Origin of the sequence: Streptomyces sp. NPDC050674 (assembly GCF_040654575.1) — a bacterium.
GTDB lineage: Bacteria > Actinomycetota > Actinomycetes > Streptomycetales > Streptomycetaceae > Streptomyces.
Genome location: NZ_JBFAIG010000008.1, coordinates 205,723 through 223,387, shown reverse-complemented (window position 1 = coordinate 223,387; position 17,665 = coordinate 205,723). Strand labels below are relative to the sequence as shown.

The following is a 17,665-nucleotide window of genomic DNA, read 5'->3' as shown; positions in this document are numbered from 1 at the left end:
GTGCCCGGGACGTGGCCCCAGCACCGCCCCGGCCACGGCTGCACGGCCCTGCCCGGGCCCCGGCGTCGGCCTTTCCAGGCCGCGGTGCCGACACCCCCGGACACGGCGTCAACACCGCCCAGGGCCTCGGCGCTGCCCGGCTGCGGCGTCGGTACGGACGCGGTTTCAGCACCGCGCGGAAGCGTGTCGGCCCTGCCCGGACGTGGCGGCGGCCCTGCCCGAACGTGGCTTCAGCACCGCCCGGCCACGGCTGCACGGCCCTGCCCGGGCCCCGGCGTCGGCCCTTCCAGGCCGCGGTGCCGACACCCCCGGACACGGCGTCATCACCGCCCCGACCAGGGCCTCGGCGCTGCCCGGCTGCGGCGTCGGTACTGCCCGGAAGCCGTGTCGGCCCTGCCCGGGCCCCGGCGTCGGCCCTTCCAGGCCGCGGTTCCGGCACCCCGGACGCGGCGTCAGCACCGCCCCGGCCAGGGCGCCTGCCCTGCCCGGTCAGGGCGTCAGCACCGACCCGGCAACGGCATCAACACCGCCCGGCCCCGGCGTCAGCGCTGCCCGACCCCGGTATCAACACCGCCCGGCCCGGGCGTCAGCGCTGCCCGACCCCGGTATCAACACCACCCGGCCCGGGCGTCAGCGCTGCCCGACCCCGGTATCAACACCGGCCCCCGCCCCCGCGCGTCACGACCCCAGTACCGACGTCAAGAACTCCCCGACCCACGCCAGCAGTTCGCGGCCGACCAGCGGCTTGCCGCCCACCTTCGCGGTCTTCGGGCGCGGCACCAGCACCTGGTGCGCCGCCGGCTTGATGACACAACCGGGGTACAGCCGCTTGAGCCGCAGCTCCTGCGACTCGCGCAGCTCCACCGGTGCGAACCGGATGTTGTTGCCCTGGAGCACGATCTCCCCGACGCCGCACGCCCGCGCGAACATCCGCAGGCCCGCGACGAGCAGCAGGTTCTCCACCGGCTCGGGCAACTTGCCGTAGCGGTCGACGAGTTCCTCGCGGACGGCCTTGATGTCCTCCTCCGAGTTGGCGGAGGCGATGGCACGGTAGGCCTGGAGACGCAGTCGCTCACCGGGCGCGTAGTCGTGCGGGACGTGCGCGTCGACGGGCAGCTCGATCTTGACCTCGAGCGGCGGCTCCTCCTCGATCTCGCCGGTCTCCAGCTGGCGCCGGTAGTCCGCGACGGCCTCGCCGACCATCCGCACGTACAGGTCGAAGCCGACACCCGCGATGTGACCCGACTGCTCGCCGCCGAGGAGGTTGCCCGCGCCGCGGATCTCCAGGTCCTTCATGGCGACGTACATGCCGGCGCCCATCTCGGTGTGCTGGGCGATCGTCGCGAGCCGCTCGTGCGCGGTCTCGGTCAGCGGCTTCTCGGGCGGGTAGAGGAAGTAGGCGTAACCGCGCTCGCGGCCCCGGCCCACCCGGCCGCGCAGCTGGTGGAGCTGGCTGAGGCCGAAGTTGTCGCCGCGCTCCACGATCAGGGTGTTGGCGTTGGAGATGTCGATGCCGGACTCCACGATCGTCGTGGACACCAGCACGTCGAACTTCTTCTCCCAGAAGTCGACGACGACCTGCTCCAGCGCCGATTCCGACATCTGCCCGTGGGCGGTGGCGATGCGCGCCTCGGGGACGATCTCGCGCAGCCGGGCCGCCGCGCGGTCGATCGACTCGACCCGGTTGTGGATGTAGAAGACCTGGCCCTCGCGCAGCAGTTCACGACGGATGGCGGCGCCGATCTGCTTCTGCTCGTAGGGGCCGACGAAGGTGAGCACCGGGTGGCGCTCCTCCGGCGGGGTGGTGATCGTGGACATCTCGCGGATGCCGGTGACCGCCATCTCCAGCGTCCTGGGGATCGGGGTCGCGGACATGGTGAGCACGTCGACGTTGGCGCGCAGCTTCTTCAGCTGCTCCTTGTGCTCGACGCCGAAGCGCTGCTCCTCGTCGACGATGACCAGGCCCAGGTCCTTGAACTTGGTCTCGGAGGAGAACAGGCGGTGGGTGCCGATGACGACGTCCACCGAGCCCTCGCGCAGCCCCTCCAGCGTCGCCTTCGCCTCCGTGTCGGTCTGGAAGCGGGAGAGCGCCTTCACGTTCACCGGGAACTGCGCGTACCGCTCGCTGAACGTCCCGAAGTGCTGCTGCACCAGCAGGGTCGTGGGCACCAGGACGGCGACCTGCTTGCCGTCCTGGACGGCCTTGAAGGCGGCCCGGACCGCGATCTCCGTCTTGCCGTAGCCGACGTCGCCGCAGATCAGGCGGTCCATCGGGACCGTCTTCTCCATGTCCTCCTTGACCTCGGCGATGGTGGTGAGCTGATCGGGCGTCTCCGCGTAGGGGAAGGCGTCCTCCAGCTCCCGCTGCCAGGGGGTGTCCGCGCCGAAGGCGTGCCCGGGGGCCGCCATGCGGGCACTGTAGAGCTTGATGAGGTCGGCGGCGATCTCCTTGACGGCCTTCTTCGCGCGGGCCTTCGTCTTCGTCCAGTCGGCGCCGCCCAGGCGGTGCAGGGTGGGCGCCTCGCCACCGACGTACTTGGTGATCTGCTCCAGCTGGTCGGTGGGGATGTAGAGCCGGTCGCCGGGCTGGCCGCGCTTGGCGGGGGCGTACTCCACGACCAGGTACTCGCGGGTCGCGCCCTGCACGGTGCGCTGCACCATCTCGATGTAGCGGCCCACGCCGTGCTGCTCGTGGACGATGTAGTCGCCCGCCTCCAGGGTGAGCGGGTCGATGGTCTTGCGGCGGCGGGCCGGCATGCGGGCGCCCTCGCGGCCGGACGCCTTCTGACCGGAGAGGTCCGTCTCGGTGAGGACGGCGAGGCCGAGGGCCGGGTCGACGAAGCCGTGCTCGATCGAGCCGCACGCCACGTGCACGACCGACGGGGAGATCTCGCCGAGGTCCCCCTCGAGGCGGGCGGCGATGCCCTCGCCGCCCAGCACCTCAACGGTACGGGCCGCGGGGCCGTGGGCCTCGGTGACGAACACCGTGCGCCAGCCGTCGGCGAGCCAGCCCTTGGTGTCGGCGAGGGCCTTGGCGGTGTCGCCCCGGTAGGACTCCGGGGCGTGCATGCCGAGCTTCAGGGTGTCCCCGTCGAGCTCCTCGTCCGCGGCGAACGGCGACACCGACCACCACATCATGTCCAGCTCGCGGGCCCGGTCCCGGACGTCCGCGATGGACCGCAGGGAGGCCGCGCCGACGTCGATGGGGGCCTCGCCGCCCCCGGCGGTGGCCGCCCAGGAGGCCTGGAGGAACTCCTGCGAGGTGGCCACCAGGTCGGACGCGCGCGTGCGGACCCGCTCCGGGTCGCACACCACGGCCATGGCGCCCTTGGGCAGCACGTCCAGCAGCAGCTCCATGTCGTCGACGAGGACCGGCGCGAGGGACTCCATGCCCTCCACGGCGATGCCCTCGGCGATCTTGCCGAGCAGTTCACCGAGCTCGGGGTGCTGTTCGGCGAGGACACGCGCCCGCTCGCGGACGTCCTCGGTGAGCAGCAGCTCGCGGCAGGGCGGCGCCCACAGGCCGTGCTCGGCGACTTCGAGGGAGCGCTGGTCCGCGACCTTGAAGTAGCGGATCTCCTCGACGTCGTCGCCCCAGAACTCGACGCGCAGCGGGTGTTCCTCGGTCGGCGGGAACACGTCGAGGATGCCGCCGCGCACGGCGAACTCGCCGCGCTTCTCGACGAGCTCCACCCGCGCGTAGGCGGCGGCCGCGAGGGCTTCGACGATCTCGCCGAGGTCGGTTCTCTGCCCGCTTCTCAGGGAGACCGGCTCCAGGTCGCCGAGGCCCTTGACCTGCGGCTGGAGCACGGACCTGACGGGTGCCACGACGACCGAGACGGGTCCGGTCTCGGGGTCGTCGGGGCGGGGGTGGGCCAGGCGGCGCAGCACGGCCAGGCGGCGGCCGACGGTGTCGCTGCGCGGGCTGAGCCGCTCGTGCGGGAGCGTCTCCCACGACGGGTACTCCACGACCCCCTCCGGCGGGAGCAGGGAGCGCAGGGCGGCGGCGAGGTCCTCGGCCTCGCGGCCCGTCGCCGTGACCGCGAGCACCGGGCGGCCCGTGTCCCGGGCCAGGGCCGCGACGGCGAAGGGGCGGGCGGCGGGCGGGCCGACCAGGTCGACGTGCATGCGGTTGCCGTCGGCGGCCGCCCTGATCGCTTCCGCGAGGGCGGCGTCCTTACTGACGGCGTCGAGCAGACCGTGCAGGCTCATTCGGGCTTTTTCCGTCCAGGGGGGTGGGCAACACGACGGGCCCGACGCGCGCCGCGGGCCGGGGGGTCTCCAGCGTACGACGCTGCGCGGCCGGGCGCCGGGGGCTGTGGATGACGGAAGGCCGCGAACGCCCCGGTGCGAGGTTTCCGGCGTCGAGGCCGAGACCCCGCCACGCACAGCACCCGGCGCCGGGAAGTCCAGACCTCGGACTTCCCGGCGCCGGGTTCCCCGCAACCCCCGTGTGCGGTGGCTCGAGGGCCGGAGCGGCCGGCGGCCGGCTACTCCGTCGCGATGGCGTTGAGGACGTTCATCCGGCCCGCCCGGAACGCCGGGACCAGTGCCGCGAACAGACCCACGAACGCCGAGCTGATGAAGACGCCGATGATCGTCGGCCAGGGGATGTCCAGGATCATCAGGCCCTCCAGCTCCAGCAGCTGCTGTGCCGTGGCGCCCCAGCCCATGCCCAGTCCGAGGCCCAGCAGGGCGCCGAACAGGGCGATGACGACCGACTCCATGCGGATCATGCGGCGCAGCTGGCGGCGGGAGAGGCCGATCGCCCGCATCAGGCCGATCTCCCTGGTGCGCTCCACCACCGACAGGGCCAGGGTGTTCACGACGCCCAGGACGGCGACGATGATCGCCAGGGCCAGCAGGCCGTAGATCATGTTGAGCAGCTGGCCGATCTGGTCCTTCAGGGCGTCCTTGTAGTCGGTCTGGTCGCGCACGGTGTACTGCGGGTAGTCGTGCAGCGCCGACTTCAGGGACGTGTAGGCGGCGTCCTGCCGGCCGTCCTCGGCGCTGGCGAAGATCAGCGAGTCCAGCGGCATCTTGTCGGCCGGGACGTACCTGGCCATCGTCGCGATGGACGTGTACATCGCGCCCGCGTCGATCACGACGTCACTGCTGGTGATCGCCCGGACCGTGAGGTCGGCCGCGGAGCCGTCCTTGAAGGCCACCCTGATCTTGGAGCCGAGGCGGATGCCGTGATCCTCGGCGAACTTCTCGTGCACCGACATCGAGTCGGGCTTGTAGGCGTCGGGGAGCTTGCCGGCGACCGTCTCGGTGCGCAGGTCGGTCGCGTAGGACGGGTCGGCCGCCGTGATCGCCGTGTCCTTCAGCGTCTTGCCGTCGGGGGTGGTGAAGTCGGCCTTGGTCCACTTGTACTCGGTGACCGTGGCCAGGTCCGGCGACGCCTTGACGGCCTTGACCGCCTGCGGGGTGAGCAGCTGGCCGCTGTCGGACTGGATGATGAAGTCCGTGCCGACGGTCTTGTCGAGCTGGTCGGTGGCGGAGGCCACCATGGAGGAGCCGACCACGGACAGGCACGCCACCAGGGCGAGGCCGATCATCAGCGCGGCTCCGGTCGCGCCGGTGCGGCGCGGGTTGCGCAGGGCGTTGCGCTCGGCCATGCGGCCGACGGGGCCGAACATGCGCAGCAGCACGGCGCCCAGGACGCGGACCACGGCGCCGGCGAGCAGCGGGCCGATGACGACGAAGCCGATCAGCGACAGCACGATGCCGAGGCCGAGCCACAGGGAGCCCTGCTTGGCCTGGTCGGCCGCCGACGCGAGGTAGAGGGCGAAGCCGCCGGTGCCGGTGAGGACGGTGCCGATCGCGGCGCGGATCCAGCCGGCCTTGGCGTCCGCGGGGGCTCCCGCGTCGCGCAGGGCGGCCATCGGGGAGATCTTCCCGGCGCGCCGGGCGGGCAGGTAGGCGGCCAGCACGGTGACGATCACGCCGAGGACCAGGCCGACCACCGGGGTCGTCCAGGCCACCGTGAGGTCGTCGGTGGACAGTTCCATGCCCATCTGGCCCATGAGCTTCATCAGGCCGACGGCGAGGCCGACGCCCGCGCCGACGCCGAGCACCGAGCCGACGACGCCGAGCAGCAGCGCCTCGGCGAGCACGGAGCGGTTGACCTGCTTGCGGGAGGAGCCGATGGCCCGCATCAGGCCGATCTCCCGGGTGCGCTGGGCGACCAGCATGGAGAAGGTGTTGATGATCAGGAAGATGCCGACGAGGAAGGCGATCCCGGCGAAGCCGAGCATCGCGTACTTCATGACGTTCATGAAGCCCTCGACGTCCTTCTGGTTGGCGTCGGCGGTCTCCTTGGCCGTCTGCACCTGGTAGGAGCCGCCGAGTTCGGCCGTGACGTTCTTCTTCAGCTGCGCGTCGCTGACGCCGGCGACCGCGGTGACGTTGACGTTGGTGTAGACGCCGCTCTCGCCGACCAGGGTCTTCTGGGCGGTCTTGGTGTCGAGGTAGAAGATCGCGGCGCCGGGGTTGGTGACGGTGAAGTCGGCGACGCCGGAGATCTTCGCGGTGTGGGTGCCGATGGCGCTGATCACGCCGATCTCGTCACCGAGCTTCAGGTCGTGCTTGTCGGCGGTGTCGGCGTCGACCATGATCTGGCTGGCGTCCTTGGGGGCCGCGCCGGAGGTGATCTTCATGGTGCGGGCGTCGTTGCCGTTCCAGCTGCCGACGATGGTCGGGCCGCCGCTGGTGGGCGAGAGGCTGTCCTTGTCGGCGTCGACGACGGTCACCGAGGTGGAGAACACCGTGCCCTCGGCGGACTTCACGCCCTGGGCCTTGCGGACCTCGCCCAGCACGGAGGCCGGCATCACCGGCGGCCTGCCGTTGTCCGCGGTCGTCTCGCCGCTGTCGGAGGCGCCCTTGGCGCTCACCGTCACGTCCGAGGAGGTGGCCGCGAAGAGCTTGTCGAAGGTGGTGGACATGGTGTCCGTGAAGACGAGCGTGCCGCAGACGAAGGCCACCGACAGCAGGACGGCGACCGCGGAGAGCGCCATACGCCCCTTGTGCGCGAAGAAGTTGCGCATCGAGGTCTTCATGACGGTCATGACGTACGCCCCCGGGCGTCGAAGTCCTTCATGCGGTCGAGGACGGCCTCGGCGGTCGGCTTGAACATCTCGTCGACGATGCGGCCGTCGGCGAGGTACAGCACCCGGTCCGCGTAACTGGCGGCGACCGGGTCGTGGGTCACCATGACGATGGTCTGGCCCAGTTCGTCGACGGACCGGCGCAGGAAGCCCAGGACCTCCGCCCCGGCGCGGGAGTCGAGGTTTCCGGTCGGCTCGTCGCCGAAGATGATCTCGGGCCGGGCCGCCAGTGCCCGCGCCACGGCGACACGCTGCTGCTGGCCGCCGGAGAGCTGGGTGGGCCGGTGCTTGAGGCGGTCGGCGAGCCCGACGGTCTCCACGACCCGCGTCAGCCACTGCTGGTCGGGCTTGCGGCCCGCGATGTCCATGGGCAGCGTGATGTTCTCTATCGCGTTCAGCGTCGGCAGCAGGTTGAACGCCTGGAAGATGAACCCGATCCGGTCCCGGCGCAACCGCGTGAGCTTCTTGTCCTTCAGACCGGTGATCTCGGTCTCGTCGAGGTAGATCTGGCCGCTCGTCACGGTGTCGAGCCCGGCCAGGCAGTGCATGAGCGTGGACTTGCCGGACCCCGAGGGGCCCATGATCGCGGTGAACTGGCCGCGTGCGATGTCCACGTCCACGTGGTCGAGGGCGACGACACGGGTCTCCCCGGACCCGTACGCCTTCACGACCTGCCGCGCCCGCGCGGCAACGGCCGTACGCCCTCCAGTACCCCCGTGCCTGGGAATGGTCACAGCCGATGTCACGGTATGTCTCCTATATCGGTCAGCAGATGGTGAAGGCGGTCGCCTGGTCGACAGCCGCTGTGCGCCTCGCCGGACCTGCGGTCCGTCCGGCGCGTGTTCAGTCTTCCGGTGGGGAGGGGTCCCGCGCCCTGGTGTTCAGCGCAGTCTTTTGCTGTGGAAAACCCCACCCCCGCCGGTGTGTGAACCACCCCCCGGCGGCGTAAAGCCAGGTTAAGGAGCAGCCCCTCCCCGTCTCGTCCTCCGTCGGTACGAACCCTCCCCGGGCCGTAGTACGGAGGTACCCCTAGGGGCAGTCCACCGTCGGGTGGAGACGGTCTCAGGGTTCGCTCCACCCGCGGGCCCACCCAGGCTCCACCCTCCCGCGACGTCAGGGTCAAGTGGGAAGCTGTCCGGCGGCAGATAGGTGCAAGGGGCAGGCAGGCTCGAGGGGGAGGACCCGGGGTGGGAAGCACCAGTTCCGCGGCGCGTGGGACGAGCGCGCCCGCCGCGGGTCACCGTCGTTCGGCCGTCGTCGCCGCCCTGATGCTGTCGATGGCGCTGGCCGCGCTCGACGCCACCATCGTCTCGACCGCCGTGCCGCAGATCGTCGGGGACCTCGGCGGCTTCTCCGTCTTCTCCTGGTTGTTCTCCGGCTATCTGCTGGCCGTGACCGTGACCCTGCCGGTGTACGGCAAGCTCTCCGACACCTTCGGCCGCAAACCGGTCCTGGTCGCGGGCACGGTGGTGTTCCTGCTCGGGTCCCTGCTGTGCGCGCTGGCCTGGAACATGGGGGCGCTCATCGCCTTCCGTGTCGTGCAGGGCCTGGGCGGCGGCGCGCTCCAGGGCACGGTGCAGACGCTCGCCGCCGACCTGTACCCGCTGAAGGACCGCCCCAGGATCCAGTCCAAGCTGTCCACGGTGTGGGCGGTGTCCGCGGTCGCCGGCCCGGGCCTGGGCGGAGTGCTCGCGGCGTACGCCGACTGGCGGTGGATCTTCCTGATCAACCTGCCGATCGGCGCCCTCGCGCTGTGGCTGATCGTCCGTCACCTCCACGAGCCGGAGCGGGAGTCCGGCGGGCACGCGCGCGTGGACTGGGCGGGCGCGCTCGCGGTGTTCGCCTGCGGGGGCGTGTTGCTCACGGCCCTGGTGCAGGGCGGGGTCGCGTGGCCCTGGCTGTCGGTGCCCTCGCTGGCGCTGTTCGGCACGGGCCTCGCCCTGGTCGCGGCCGTGGTGCTGATCGAGCGCCGGGCCACGGACCCGGTCATCCCGGGCTGGGTGTGGCGGCGCCGTACGATCGCCGCGGTCAATCTGGCCCTGGGCGCGCTCGGCCTGCTCATGGTGGCGCCGTCGGTCTTCCTGCCCACCTACGCCCAGGCGGTGCTGGGCCTCGCGCCGGTGACCGCCGGATTCGTGCTGTCCGTATGGACGCTGAGCTGGCCGGTGTCGGCGGCGCTGAGCCAGCACGTGTACCGCAGGATCGGCTTCCGTCACACGGCGATGCTCGGCATCGGCACGGCCACGCTGATCCTCGTCGCGTTCCCCCTCCTGCCCTACCCCGGGCAGGCGTGGCAGCCGACCCTGCTGATGCTGCTGCTCGGCGGCGCGCTGGGTCTGTTCCAACTGCCGCTCATCGTCGGTGTGCAGTCGACGGTGGGCTGGGCGGAGCGCGGTACGGCCACCGCGTCCGTGCTGTTCTGCCGCCAGACCGGCCAGACGATCGGCGCGGCGGTGTTCGGCGCGGTCGCCAACGGGGTGCTGGCCGCGCGGCTCGGCGGCGCGGGCGACCTGGACGCGGTGACGCGGGCGCTCGGCGCGGGCACGGCGCCGGAGGCGACCCGGCGGGCGATCGCCGAGGCGGTGCACGCGGTGTACCTCGGCGCGGCCTGCGCGGCGGCTCTGGCGTTCCTGGTGCTGCTGTTCCTGGCGCCCCGGAAATTCCCGGTGCTCAAGGACTGAGCGTCCGTATCCTCGCGCCATGGTGACCTTGGAGCCCCTGCGGGCGGACCACGCGGACGCGCTGCTGGCCTTCGAGCGGGAGAACCGTGCGTACTTCGCGCGCACCGTGCCGGACCGCGGGGACGCCTTCTTCACGGCGGAGGGGTTCGCCGCACGGCTGCGGGCCCTCCTCGACGAGCAGGCCGCGCGCGTGTGCCGTTTCCATGTGGTCCTCGGGGAGGACGGCGACCTGCTCGGCCGGGTGAACCTGATGGACCTGGTGGACGGCAGGGCCGAACTCGGCTACCGCATCGGGGAACGCGCCGCCGGGCGGGGCGTGGCGACCGCGGCCGTCGCGCAGGTGTGCCGGCTGGCCCGAGCCGACTACGGACTGACGTCCCTCTTCGCGGTCACGACCCTGGACAACCCCGCTTCCCTGAGGGTCCTGACCCGCAGCGGCTTCACGCGGGTGGGGAACACGACGGTGGACGGGCGCCCGGGAGTCCGCTACGAACGCCGGGATCTCGGAAAAGTCTGAGTTAACGCGGGTAACACCCCAGGTCGGAAAGGTAAGCGCATACCGACCGATCAGTTTGCAGAAACCCTCGCGCAGGACCCCTACTCCGAAGTAACGTGCGTGGCTCCCGCCCCCCACCTCCCTGCGGTCAGCCGCACCGATCCCACCTCGCAAGGAGTCGCCGGGATGTCCTACGACCCGTTCCCGTCCCACCCGTACCGACCACCCGGTCCGTCCCCGTCCCACGACCCGTACCCCCACGAGACCTACCCCTGGGCACCGCGGGAGGCGCCCGAACCGGCCGGGCGGCGTCCCCGGCACCACACCGCGCTCGGCCACCACAGCGACCTGCGGGTCCTGCGCAGCGCCTACCGCCTCCAGCGGCGCGTGGCCACCCTCACGGCGCTCGGTTACTTCGTCCTGTTCCTCCTCCTGTCGGCGTTCGCGCCGTCGTTCATGACGAGCACGGTCACCGACGGCCTGCCCACCGGCCTGCTGCTCGCACTCGTCCAGGTCCCCGTGACCTGGCTGGCGATCGCCCTGTACGAGCAGACCGCCCGCCGCCGCGTCGACCCGATCGCGGACCGCATACGCAAGCAGGCCGCGCTGGACGCGAGGCGGGAGGGCACCCGGTGACCACCGATTTCAGCGGCAACGCCCAGGCGATGTCCCTCGTCGGCTTCTCCGCCGTCGCCACGATCACGCTGCTGCTGTGCGTGATGACGGGCCCCGACCGGGACGACCTCGACGAGTTCTACACCGGCTACAGCTCCCTGTCCCCGATGCGCAACGGCCTGGCCATCGCCGGTGACTACATCTCCGCCGCGACCGTCCTCGGCACCGGCGGCGTCATCGCCCTCTTCGGCTACGACGGGATCGTGCTGGCGCTGAGCACGGCCCTGTCGCTGATGCTGCTGATGTTCCTGCTGGCCGAACCCCTGCGCAACGCGGGCCGGTTCACCATGGGCGACGCGCTGACCCGCCGGATGCCGGGACGCGCGGTCCGTATCGCTGCCTGCGCGGTCACCCTGGCCGCGCTGCTGCCGCTGATGCTGGTGCAGTTGGCGGGGACCGGGCAGCTGATGGCGTTCATCCTCGGCTTCTCCGGGGAGTCGTTGCAGACGGGCTGCATCATCGGCGTCGGCGCGCTGATGATCAGCTACGCGGCGATCGGCGGGATGAAGGGCACCGCGCTCATCCAGATCCTGAAGATCGTGATGCTGCTCGGCTCCGGCACGGTGGTCGCGGTGCTGATCCTCCACCGCTTCGACTGGGACCCGGGAGCGCTGTTCGACGCGGCCGCCCGCAACAGCGGTGTGGGCTCGGCGTTCCTCACCTCGGGACTCCAGTTCGCGGGCGGCCCCAGCCCCGACCTTGACATGATCACCGCACAGCTGACGGTGGTCCTCGGTGGTGGCGTCCTGCCGCACGTCACCATGCGCATGTACACGGCCTCCAGCGCCCGGCAGGTGCGGCGTTCGATGTCCTGGGCGGTGTCGGGCGTGGCCCTGTTCGTCCTGGTCATCACGGTCGTCGGCTTCGGCGCGACCGCGCTGGTCGGGCGGGAGCTGATCGCGCGGGTCGACCCGCAGGGCAACACGGCGTACCTGCTGGGCTCGCAGGCGGCGTTCGGCGCGGACGTGTCCTCGGCGGAGACGTTCCTGTTCACGACCGTCACCACGGCGGTCTTCCTCACGCTGCTCGCCTCCGTCGCCGGCATGATCCTGGCCTGCGCCAACTCCCTCGCCCACGACGTGTTCGCGGCCCGGGTGCGGGAGATGTCGCCGCGCCGGGAGATGACCGTGGCGCGGCTGTCGGCGCTGGGCGTGGGCGTTCCCGCGATCCTGCTGGCCACGCAGGTCCAGCACCGCAGCCTCCAGCCGCTGGTGACGCTGTCCTTCTGCCTGGGCGCCTCGGCCATCGCCCCCGCGCTGGTCTACAGCCTGTTCTGGCGCCGCTTCACACGAACGGGCCTGCTCAGCACGCTCATCGGCGGCTCCCTGGCGGTGCTGCTGCTGATGCCGGGCACGAATCTTGTCTCCGGCTCACCCGTCTCGGCCTTCCCCGAGGCCGACTTCAACTGGTTCCCGTTCACCACCACGGGCCTGCTCTCCATCCCCCTGGGCTTCGCCTGCGGCTGGCTGGGCACGATGGCCTCCGGCCGCCGCAAGTCGGAGGAACAACGCCACCAGTACGAGGCGGTGGAGGGCTGGATCCTGGCGGGCGCGGTACGCAGGGATCACTGAGGGGGCCGGTACGGCAGGTGGTGCGTACCGGGTGGCGGGCTCGCCGGTGGGCGGGCTCGCCGGTGGGCGGGCTCGCCGGTGGGCGGGCTCGCCGGTGGCGGGCTCGCCGGTGGGCCGGGGGTCGCCGGTGGGCCGGGGGTCGCCGTAGGCGTGGGTCGCCGGTAGGCGGCGGTCGCCGGTAGGCGGGGGTCGCCGGTAGGCGGGGGTCGCCGGTAGGCGGGGGTCGCCGGTGGCCGAGCTCACTGGTGGGCCGGGGGCGCCGGTGGGCCAGCGGCGCCGGTGGGCGGGCTCACTGGTGGGCCGGGGACGCGGGGGCCGCATCCCGCCGGTGGGCGGGCTCACCAGCGGGCGGGTTCACCGGTGGGCGGGTTCACCGGTGGGCGGGCTCACCAGCGGGCGGGTTCACCGGTGGGCGGGCTCACCAGCGGGCGGGTTCACCGGTGGGCGGGTTCACCGGTGGGCGGGTTCACCGGTGGGCCGGGGGCGCGGGGGGCCGCATCCCGCCGGTGGCCGGGGGCGCCGGTGGGCGGGCTCGCCGGTGGGCCGGGGGCGCGGGGGCCGCATCCCGCCGGCGGGCAGGGGGCGCCGGTGGGTGGGCTGGCGATCACATGGCTGCCGAACCGCACCCGGCCCGCGCGTCGCGGGCCGGGACCGTCGGCGGTGTCACTCCGCCGCCACCTTCCCCGCCCAGTCCGTCAGGCTGGTGTGGACGAGGGCGATGTGGGCCCGGACCTCCTCCTGCCGCTCGGCGTGTTCGCCCAGGAGGCGGGCCGTCTCCGCCTCGACCGCCCCGGCGTCTTCGTGGGCGCGGGTGATCAGTTCCGCCGCGCGGGCGTGGGCCTCGTCCTCCAGGTCGTGGGCCGCGTCCTGCGCGTCGGCGAAGGCCCGCTCGGCGTCGGACAGCGCTTCCTCGGCGCGGCTGAGCGCCCGCGCCTGGTGCGCGTCCTGCGCGGCCTGCCGGGCCGTCTCCCGCCGTTCCGCCTCCGCCCACCGCTCGGCGCGTTCCTTGTCCTGCTCGGCCCGCGTCCCGGAGGTCCGCTGCCGCATGTCCCGCAGCGCGGCCTCGGCCTCTCCCCGCTGTTCCCGCGTCTCGCGCCGGGCCGCGCCCCGGATCTCGTCGGCCTCGGCGCCGGCCGCGAGCAGCCGCTGCCGGGCCCGCTCGTCGCCATCGGCGCGTACGGCATCGGCGTGCGCCTGCGCGGACTCTCGTACCCCGGTCGCGAACTCCCGCGCGTCGTCCACGAGCCGGCGCGCCTCCCGCAGCGCCCCCTCCCGTACGGCCGCGGCCTCCTGCTCGCCGAGTTCGAGGAGCCGCCGCGCCCCTTCCCCGAGCGTCTCGTAGGTCTGCGGGGCCAGCCGCGCCACCGCCTCGCGCAGCAGCCCCAGTTCCTCGTCCATCCGCCGGGCGAGCACCGTCAGCCGGGCCGCTCTCTCCCAGGCGGCGTCCCGATCCGCGGAGAGGGCCTCGGCGTACGCGTCGACCTGCTCGGGACGGTAACCGCGCCCCCGCACGGGCGTGAAACCGTGCGGGGACCCCGTCGCGCCGCTCATCCGGACCCCTCTCCACCACACCGCTCCGACGTAGCGCCAAAAATGGGAGATTCAGCGCACATCTTGGTGGATCAGACGGAAGTGTTCCTCACCCGACACTCCACTCAGGGGTCACCGGCCCACGTCCGGCCCGTACGCCCGTCAGCCCCAGGTGGTGCCCGCGGGCTCCTGGACGGTCGTGTTGATGCGGTTGAACAGGTTGGTGACCGCGACGGTGAGGATCAGCCCGGAGAGCTCCTTCTCGTCGAAGTGGTCGGCCACCTCGTCCCACAGCGCGTCCGGCACCGACTCCCCGGACAGGTCGGAAAGCCGCGTCATCGCCTCCGCGAGCTTCAGCGCGGCGCGCTCGGCGTCCGAGAAGAAGGGCGCGTGCCGCCAGGCGGCGACGGCCGCGATGCGCTCCTCGCTCACCCCGGCCTTGCGGAGGTTGGCCACGTGCCCGTGCACACAGGCTCCGCAGCCGTTGATCTGGCTGGCGCGCAGTCCGACGATCTCCGCGACGTCCTGCGCCAGGCCACCCTCCCCGATCGCCTGGAAGAGGGTGCCGATCCCCTTCATCGCGCCGGGAAGGACGTACGCCGGGTTCGTCATCCGTGCCTGCATGATCTCTGCCTCCTGGGTCCGCGGTGCGTCACTGTCACTGCACTGACGGAGCGACGGCAGGAGGTGTGACAGCCCGGCGCGGATTTCTTTTCCGGCCCGGCACGAAGGAGCCGGGCGCGGTCGTACGAGCGACCGGGCCCGGCTCCTTGGCGGCACGTCAGCGGTGACGGGTCACAGCAGCCCGTCCCACATCTCCTCCAGCAGCACCGACCACCAGCTCTCCGGCGACCCCAGCGCCGCCGGGTCGAGCGCGGCCAGCTGCGCCTGGAAGTCGACGGTCCAGCGGCCCGCCTGCTCCTGGTTCAGCCCGAACCGCAGCCGCCACATCCGCCCGAGCAGCGCCAGACAGCGCGCGAACTCCGGCAGCCCGGTGTTCACGAACTGCGGTGGCACGGGAGCCCCGCCGGGCCCGGCCTCCACCGGCACGGCGACGATGTTCGCCGTGCCGTACTGCACGCAGATCGCCTTGCCGAAGTCGCTGCCCATCACCAGGTAGGACCCGGCGTCCGGGGCGGGCTGCACACCGCGCTCGGCCGCCAGCTCCGCCAGCGTCGGAACGGGCCGCCCCGGCTGCGCCTGCGCCCAGAAGAACGGGCCCATGTCCATCGGCAGTCCGGCCGCCACCAGCGTGTGCGCCACCACCGGCGGCACGCCCTGCCGCGACACGGCGGCCTGCTCGAAGCGGAACACCCCCGGCCCGAACGCGGCACCGAGCTCGTGCCCGATGGCCTCCGGCGGGACCGGCGGCACCGCCTGCACCGGCGGCAGCGGAGCGCGCACCGGAGCCGGACGCGCCGGGCCGTCCGCCACCTGGTGCAACTCGCCCTGGTGGGCGAGCAGTTGCTGCATGCCCTGCTGCCGGCTCGCGTGGTCCGTGCCGTACGGCGCGATGGACGTGATGCGTGCCTGCGGCCACTGCTCGCGGATCATCCGCGCACAGTAGGCACCCGGCAGCTCGCACGACTCCAGCTCGGTGTGCAGCTCCAGCACCTGGTCCGGGGGCACGTTCATGGCCCGCAGCTCGTGGAAGATCTGCCACTCCGGGTGCGGCGTGCCCGGCGCCGAACGCCGGATCAGCTGCTGCTCGGAACCGTCGTGCGCGCGGTAGCGCAGCACGGCCTGGTAGCCGGGGCCGACGGTCGGCTGCCCCGTGGGCTGCTGCGGATAGCCGTACGCCGGCGGCTGCCCGGGAACGGGCTGGCCCGGCGGCGGCATGGCACCGGGGGGCATCCCACCCGGCGGCACCGCGCCGTGCGGCACGGGCGCGCCGGGCATCCCGGGCATGCCCGGGGCTCCCGGGGCGGCGGGCGGCGCGCCGGGGGCCTGCGGGGGCGGAGGCACGCCGGGGCCGCCCGCCGGGGGCGCGGCGAGCATGGTCTCCGCGTGATGCACGGGACCCGGGCCGCCGGGCACGCCAGGGGCGCCGGGCGGATGCGGCGCACCGGGAGGTCCCGGAGGCTGCGGCGCACCGGGCGCCGCCGGAGGCCCCGGAGGCTGCGGGGGCTGCGGGCCGCCCGGGCCCATCCGGCCCGGGTCGGCAAGCATCGTGGCGGCATGGTGGACACCGCCCGGAGGCGTACCACCAGGGGCCCCCGGCGGGCCGGGAGGCTGCGGCGCGCCCGCGCCCTGCGGGGAACCGGCCCCACCGGGAGCCCCGGCACCGCCAGGGCCGCCGGGCCCGTCGGACCCCGGTCCGCCCGGCCCGTCGGGGCCGAGCGCCGATACGAGCTGCGTCGGCACGTAACCGCCCGCCGGAGTCCCCGGAGTCCCCGGAGCCCCGGGGCCCGACGGCGGGGGCGTCGCGCCCGGCCGCGCTCCCGGCGCACCCGGGGCGCCCGGCGGGGGCGGTGTGGCCGGGCCCGCGTTCCGCCCCCGGCCCGGCGGCGGAGCCGCCTTGCTGGTCGCGGCGTCGGCGATGTCCCCGGCGTGGGGCGCGAGCGGCCGCTCCGGCGCGCCCGGCGGAGGCGTACTGCCCTGCGGGCTCTGCGGCCGGCCGTAGGGCTCTCCACCCGGCACCGGCGGGGGCGTGCTGCCCTGCGGCACCCCACCGGGCGGTGTCGCCGGCACGCCGGGCGCGGTGGCCGGACCCGAGGGGTAGCCGTGTCCCGGGCCGCCCGCAGGGCCGGAGCCCGGGGCGTCCGGGCCGCCCACGGCCGGCGTCACGGCCGTCGGCGGGAGCTGGCTGCCGCCCGACATCAGGGCCGTCTTGGCCTCGGGCCTCGCCGACGGCGGCGTGTCGGCGTCGGTCTCGCTCAGCGGCGGCGCGAAGACCGTCGCGGGCAGCGGCACGGAACGGTCGTCACCTGCATCGCCGTTGGTGTCCGTACCGGCCCAGGGCGTCGCCCCGGCGGGCACACCCGGCGCCCCCGGAGCACCCGGACCGGCGGCCGGGCCCTCACCGGCCTCCGGGTCGCCACCCCCGGCGGCCGGCCACGCCGTACCGCTCCCGGGCGCGACGGGCGCCCCCTGCGCGGGAGTCGCCACCGAGGCGGAAGCGGAAGCGGCAGCAGACCCGCCGTCAGGGGCATCACCGGCGGCGGCCGCGGAAGCCGCGCCCGCCTCACCGGCCCCGGCTCCCGCACCGCGCCGATCCGGAATCCCCAGCTTGTCCGCCGCGTCCTGCAACCACTCCGGCGGAGTCAGCAGGAACGACGTCTGGTTCAGATCCACCCGGGCGGCGGGAGCCGCCGGGGGCGGCTCGTCCGCCGCGTCCGGACGGCCGTACTCCTCCTCGTACCGGCGGATCACCTCACCCACCGGCAGCCCGGGCCACAACGTCGCCTCGCCACTGTCCCGCGCGATCACCAGCCGCTGAGCACCGCCGTCCGACCGCGGGCCGTCCGTCCGGTCCTCGGCCCACACCACGAACCCGAGGTCGAACTCCCGCACCCGCACCTCACGATGCTGGTACGAGGGCAGGTCCCCGTTGATCCACTCTTCAGCGCGCTCCTGCGCCTGCGCGAAGGTCACCATCGCCGC

The 17,665-nt window shown here is 73.3% G+C and carries 10 protein-coding genes; 4 read left to right on the top strand and 6 right to left on the bottom strand.

Annotated features, from left to right (window positions below):
- Positions 1 to 678: 678 nt before the first annotated feature.
- The 3 genes from mfd to AB0I06_RS16045 form a co-directional block, all read right to left on the bottom strand.
- Positions 679 to 4,212 (bottom strand): transcription-repair coupling factor, encoded by a 3,534-nt coding sequence (mfd, locus tag AB0I06_RS16055; protein ID WP_363119400.1) that lies wholly within the window; start codon positions 4,210 to 4,212, stop codon positions 679 to 681.
- Positions 4,213 to 4,490: 278 nt separating this feature from the next.
- Entirely contained in the window at positions 4,491 to 7,070 is a 2,580-nt protein-coding gene (locus AB0I06_RS16050; RefSeq protein ID WP_363119399.1) for an FtsX-like permease family protein, read from the bottom strand.
- Complete coding sequence (locus AB0I06_RS16045; protein WP_361303535.1) at positions 7,067 to 7,855, bottom strand: ABC transporter ATP-binding protein; 789 nt, start codon at positions 7,853 to 7,855, stop codon at positions 7,067 to 7,069. Before AB0I06_RS16045 ends, AB0I06_RS16050 begins: the two co-directional genes overlap by 4 nt.
- Positions 7,856 to 8,296: 441 nt before the next feature.
- Here AB0I06_RS16045 and AB0I06_RS16040 point away from each other — a divergent pair, with 441 nt between their 5' ends.
- The 4 genes from AB0I06_RS16040 to AB0I06_RS16025 all read left to right on the top strand — a co-directional run bounded on the left by AB0I06_RS16040 (position 8,297) and on the right by AB0I06_RS16025 (position 12,532).
- Positions 8,297 to 9,790, top strand: coding sequence for an MFS transporter (locus AB0I06_RS16040; protein WP_363119398.1), 1,494 nt, complete (start codon positions 8,297 to 8,299; stop codon positions 9,788 to 9,790).
- 19 nt (positions 9,791 to 9,809) lie between these two features.
- Positions 9,810 to 10,307 carry a GNAT family N-acetyltransferase gene (locus AB0I06_RS16035; RefSeq protein WP_363119397.1) on the top strand — a complete coding sequence of 166 codons (498 nt, stop codon included), beginning with the start codon at positions 9,810 to 9,812 and terminating at the stop codon, positions 10,305 to 10,307.
- A gap of 165 nt (positions 10,308 to 10,472) precedes the next feature.
- Complete coding sequence (locus AB0I06_RS16030; protein WP_363119395.1) at positions 10,473 to 10,922, top strand: DUF485 domain-containing protein; 450 nt, start codon at positions 10,473 to 10,475, stop codon at positions 10,920 to 10,922.
- Positions 10,919 to 12,532, top strand: a complete 1,614-nt coding sequence (locus tag AB0I06_RS16025; protein WP_363119394.1) for a cation acetate symporter — start codon at positions 10,919 to 10,921, stop codon at positions 12,530 to 12,532. The genes AB0I06_RS16030 and AB0I06_RS16025 overlap by 4 nt, the downstream gene beginning before the upstream one ends.
- A gap of 663 nt (positions 12,533 to 13,195) precedes the next feature.
- Here AB0I06_RS16025 and AB0I06_RS16020 read toward each other — a convergent pair.
- The 3 genes from AB0I06_RS16020 to AB0I06_RS16010 form a co-directional block, all read right to left on the bottom strand.
- Positions 13,196 to 14,083, bottom strand: a complete 888-nt coding sequence (locus AB0I06_RS16020; RefSeq protein ID WP_363119393.1) for a cellulose-binding protein — start codon at positions 14,081 to 14,083, stop codon at positions 13,196 to 13,198.
- A gap of 141 nt (positions 14,084 to 14,224) precedes the next feature.
- Positions 14,225 to 14,686, bottom strand: a complete 462-nt coding sequence (locus AB0I06_RS16015; protein WP_363119392.1) for a carboxymuconolactone decarboxylase family protein — start codon at positions 14,684 to 14,686, stop codon at positions 14,225 to 14,227.
- Between the two features lie 171 nt (positions 14,687 to 14,857).
- Complete coding sequence (locus AB0I06_RS16010) at positions 14,858 to 17,659, bottom strand: SUKH-4 family immunity protein (protein WP_363119391.1); 2,802 nt, start codon at positions 17,657 to 17,659, stop codon at positions 14,858 to 14,860.
- Between the last annotated feature and the right edge of the window lie 6 nt (positions 17,660 to 17,665).

Coding starts and splice junctions, on each gene's coding strand:
- mfd (WP_363119400.1), bottom strand. CDS start 4,212: ATGAGCCTGCACGGTCTGCTCGACGCCGTCAGTAAGGACGCCGCCCTC.
- AB0I06_RS16050 (WP_363119399.1), bottom strand. CDS start 7,070: ATGACCGTCATGAAGACCTCGATGCGCAACTTCTTCGCGCACAAGGGG.
- AB0I06_RS16035 (WP_363119397.1), top strand. CDS start 9,810: ATGGTGACCTTGGAGCCCCTGCGGGCGGACCACGCGGACGCGCTGCTG.
- AB0I06_RS16030 (WP_363119395.1), top strand. CDS start 10,473: ATGTCCTACGACCCGTTCCCGTCCCACCCGTACCGACCACCCGGTCCG.
- AB0I06_RS16020 (WP_363119393.1), bottom strand. CDS start 14,083: ATGAGCGGCGCGACGGGGTCCCCGCACGGTTTCACGCCCGTGCGGGGG.
- AB0I06_RS16015 (WP_363119392.1), bottom strand. CDS start 14,686: ATGCAGGCACGGATGACGAACCCGGCGTACGTCCTTCCCGGCGCGATG.
- AB0I06_RS16010 (WP_363119391.1), bottom strand. CDS start 17,659: ATGGTGACCTTCGCGCAGGCGCAGGAGCGCGCTGAAGAGTGGATCAAC.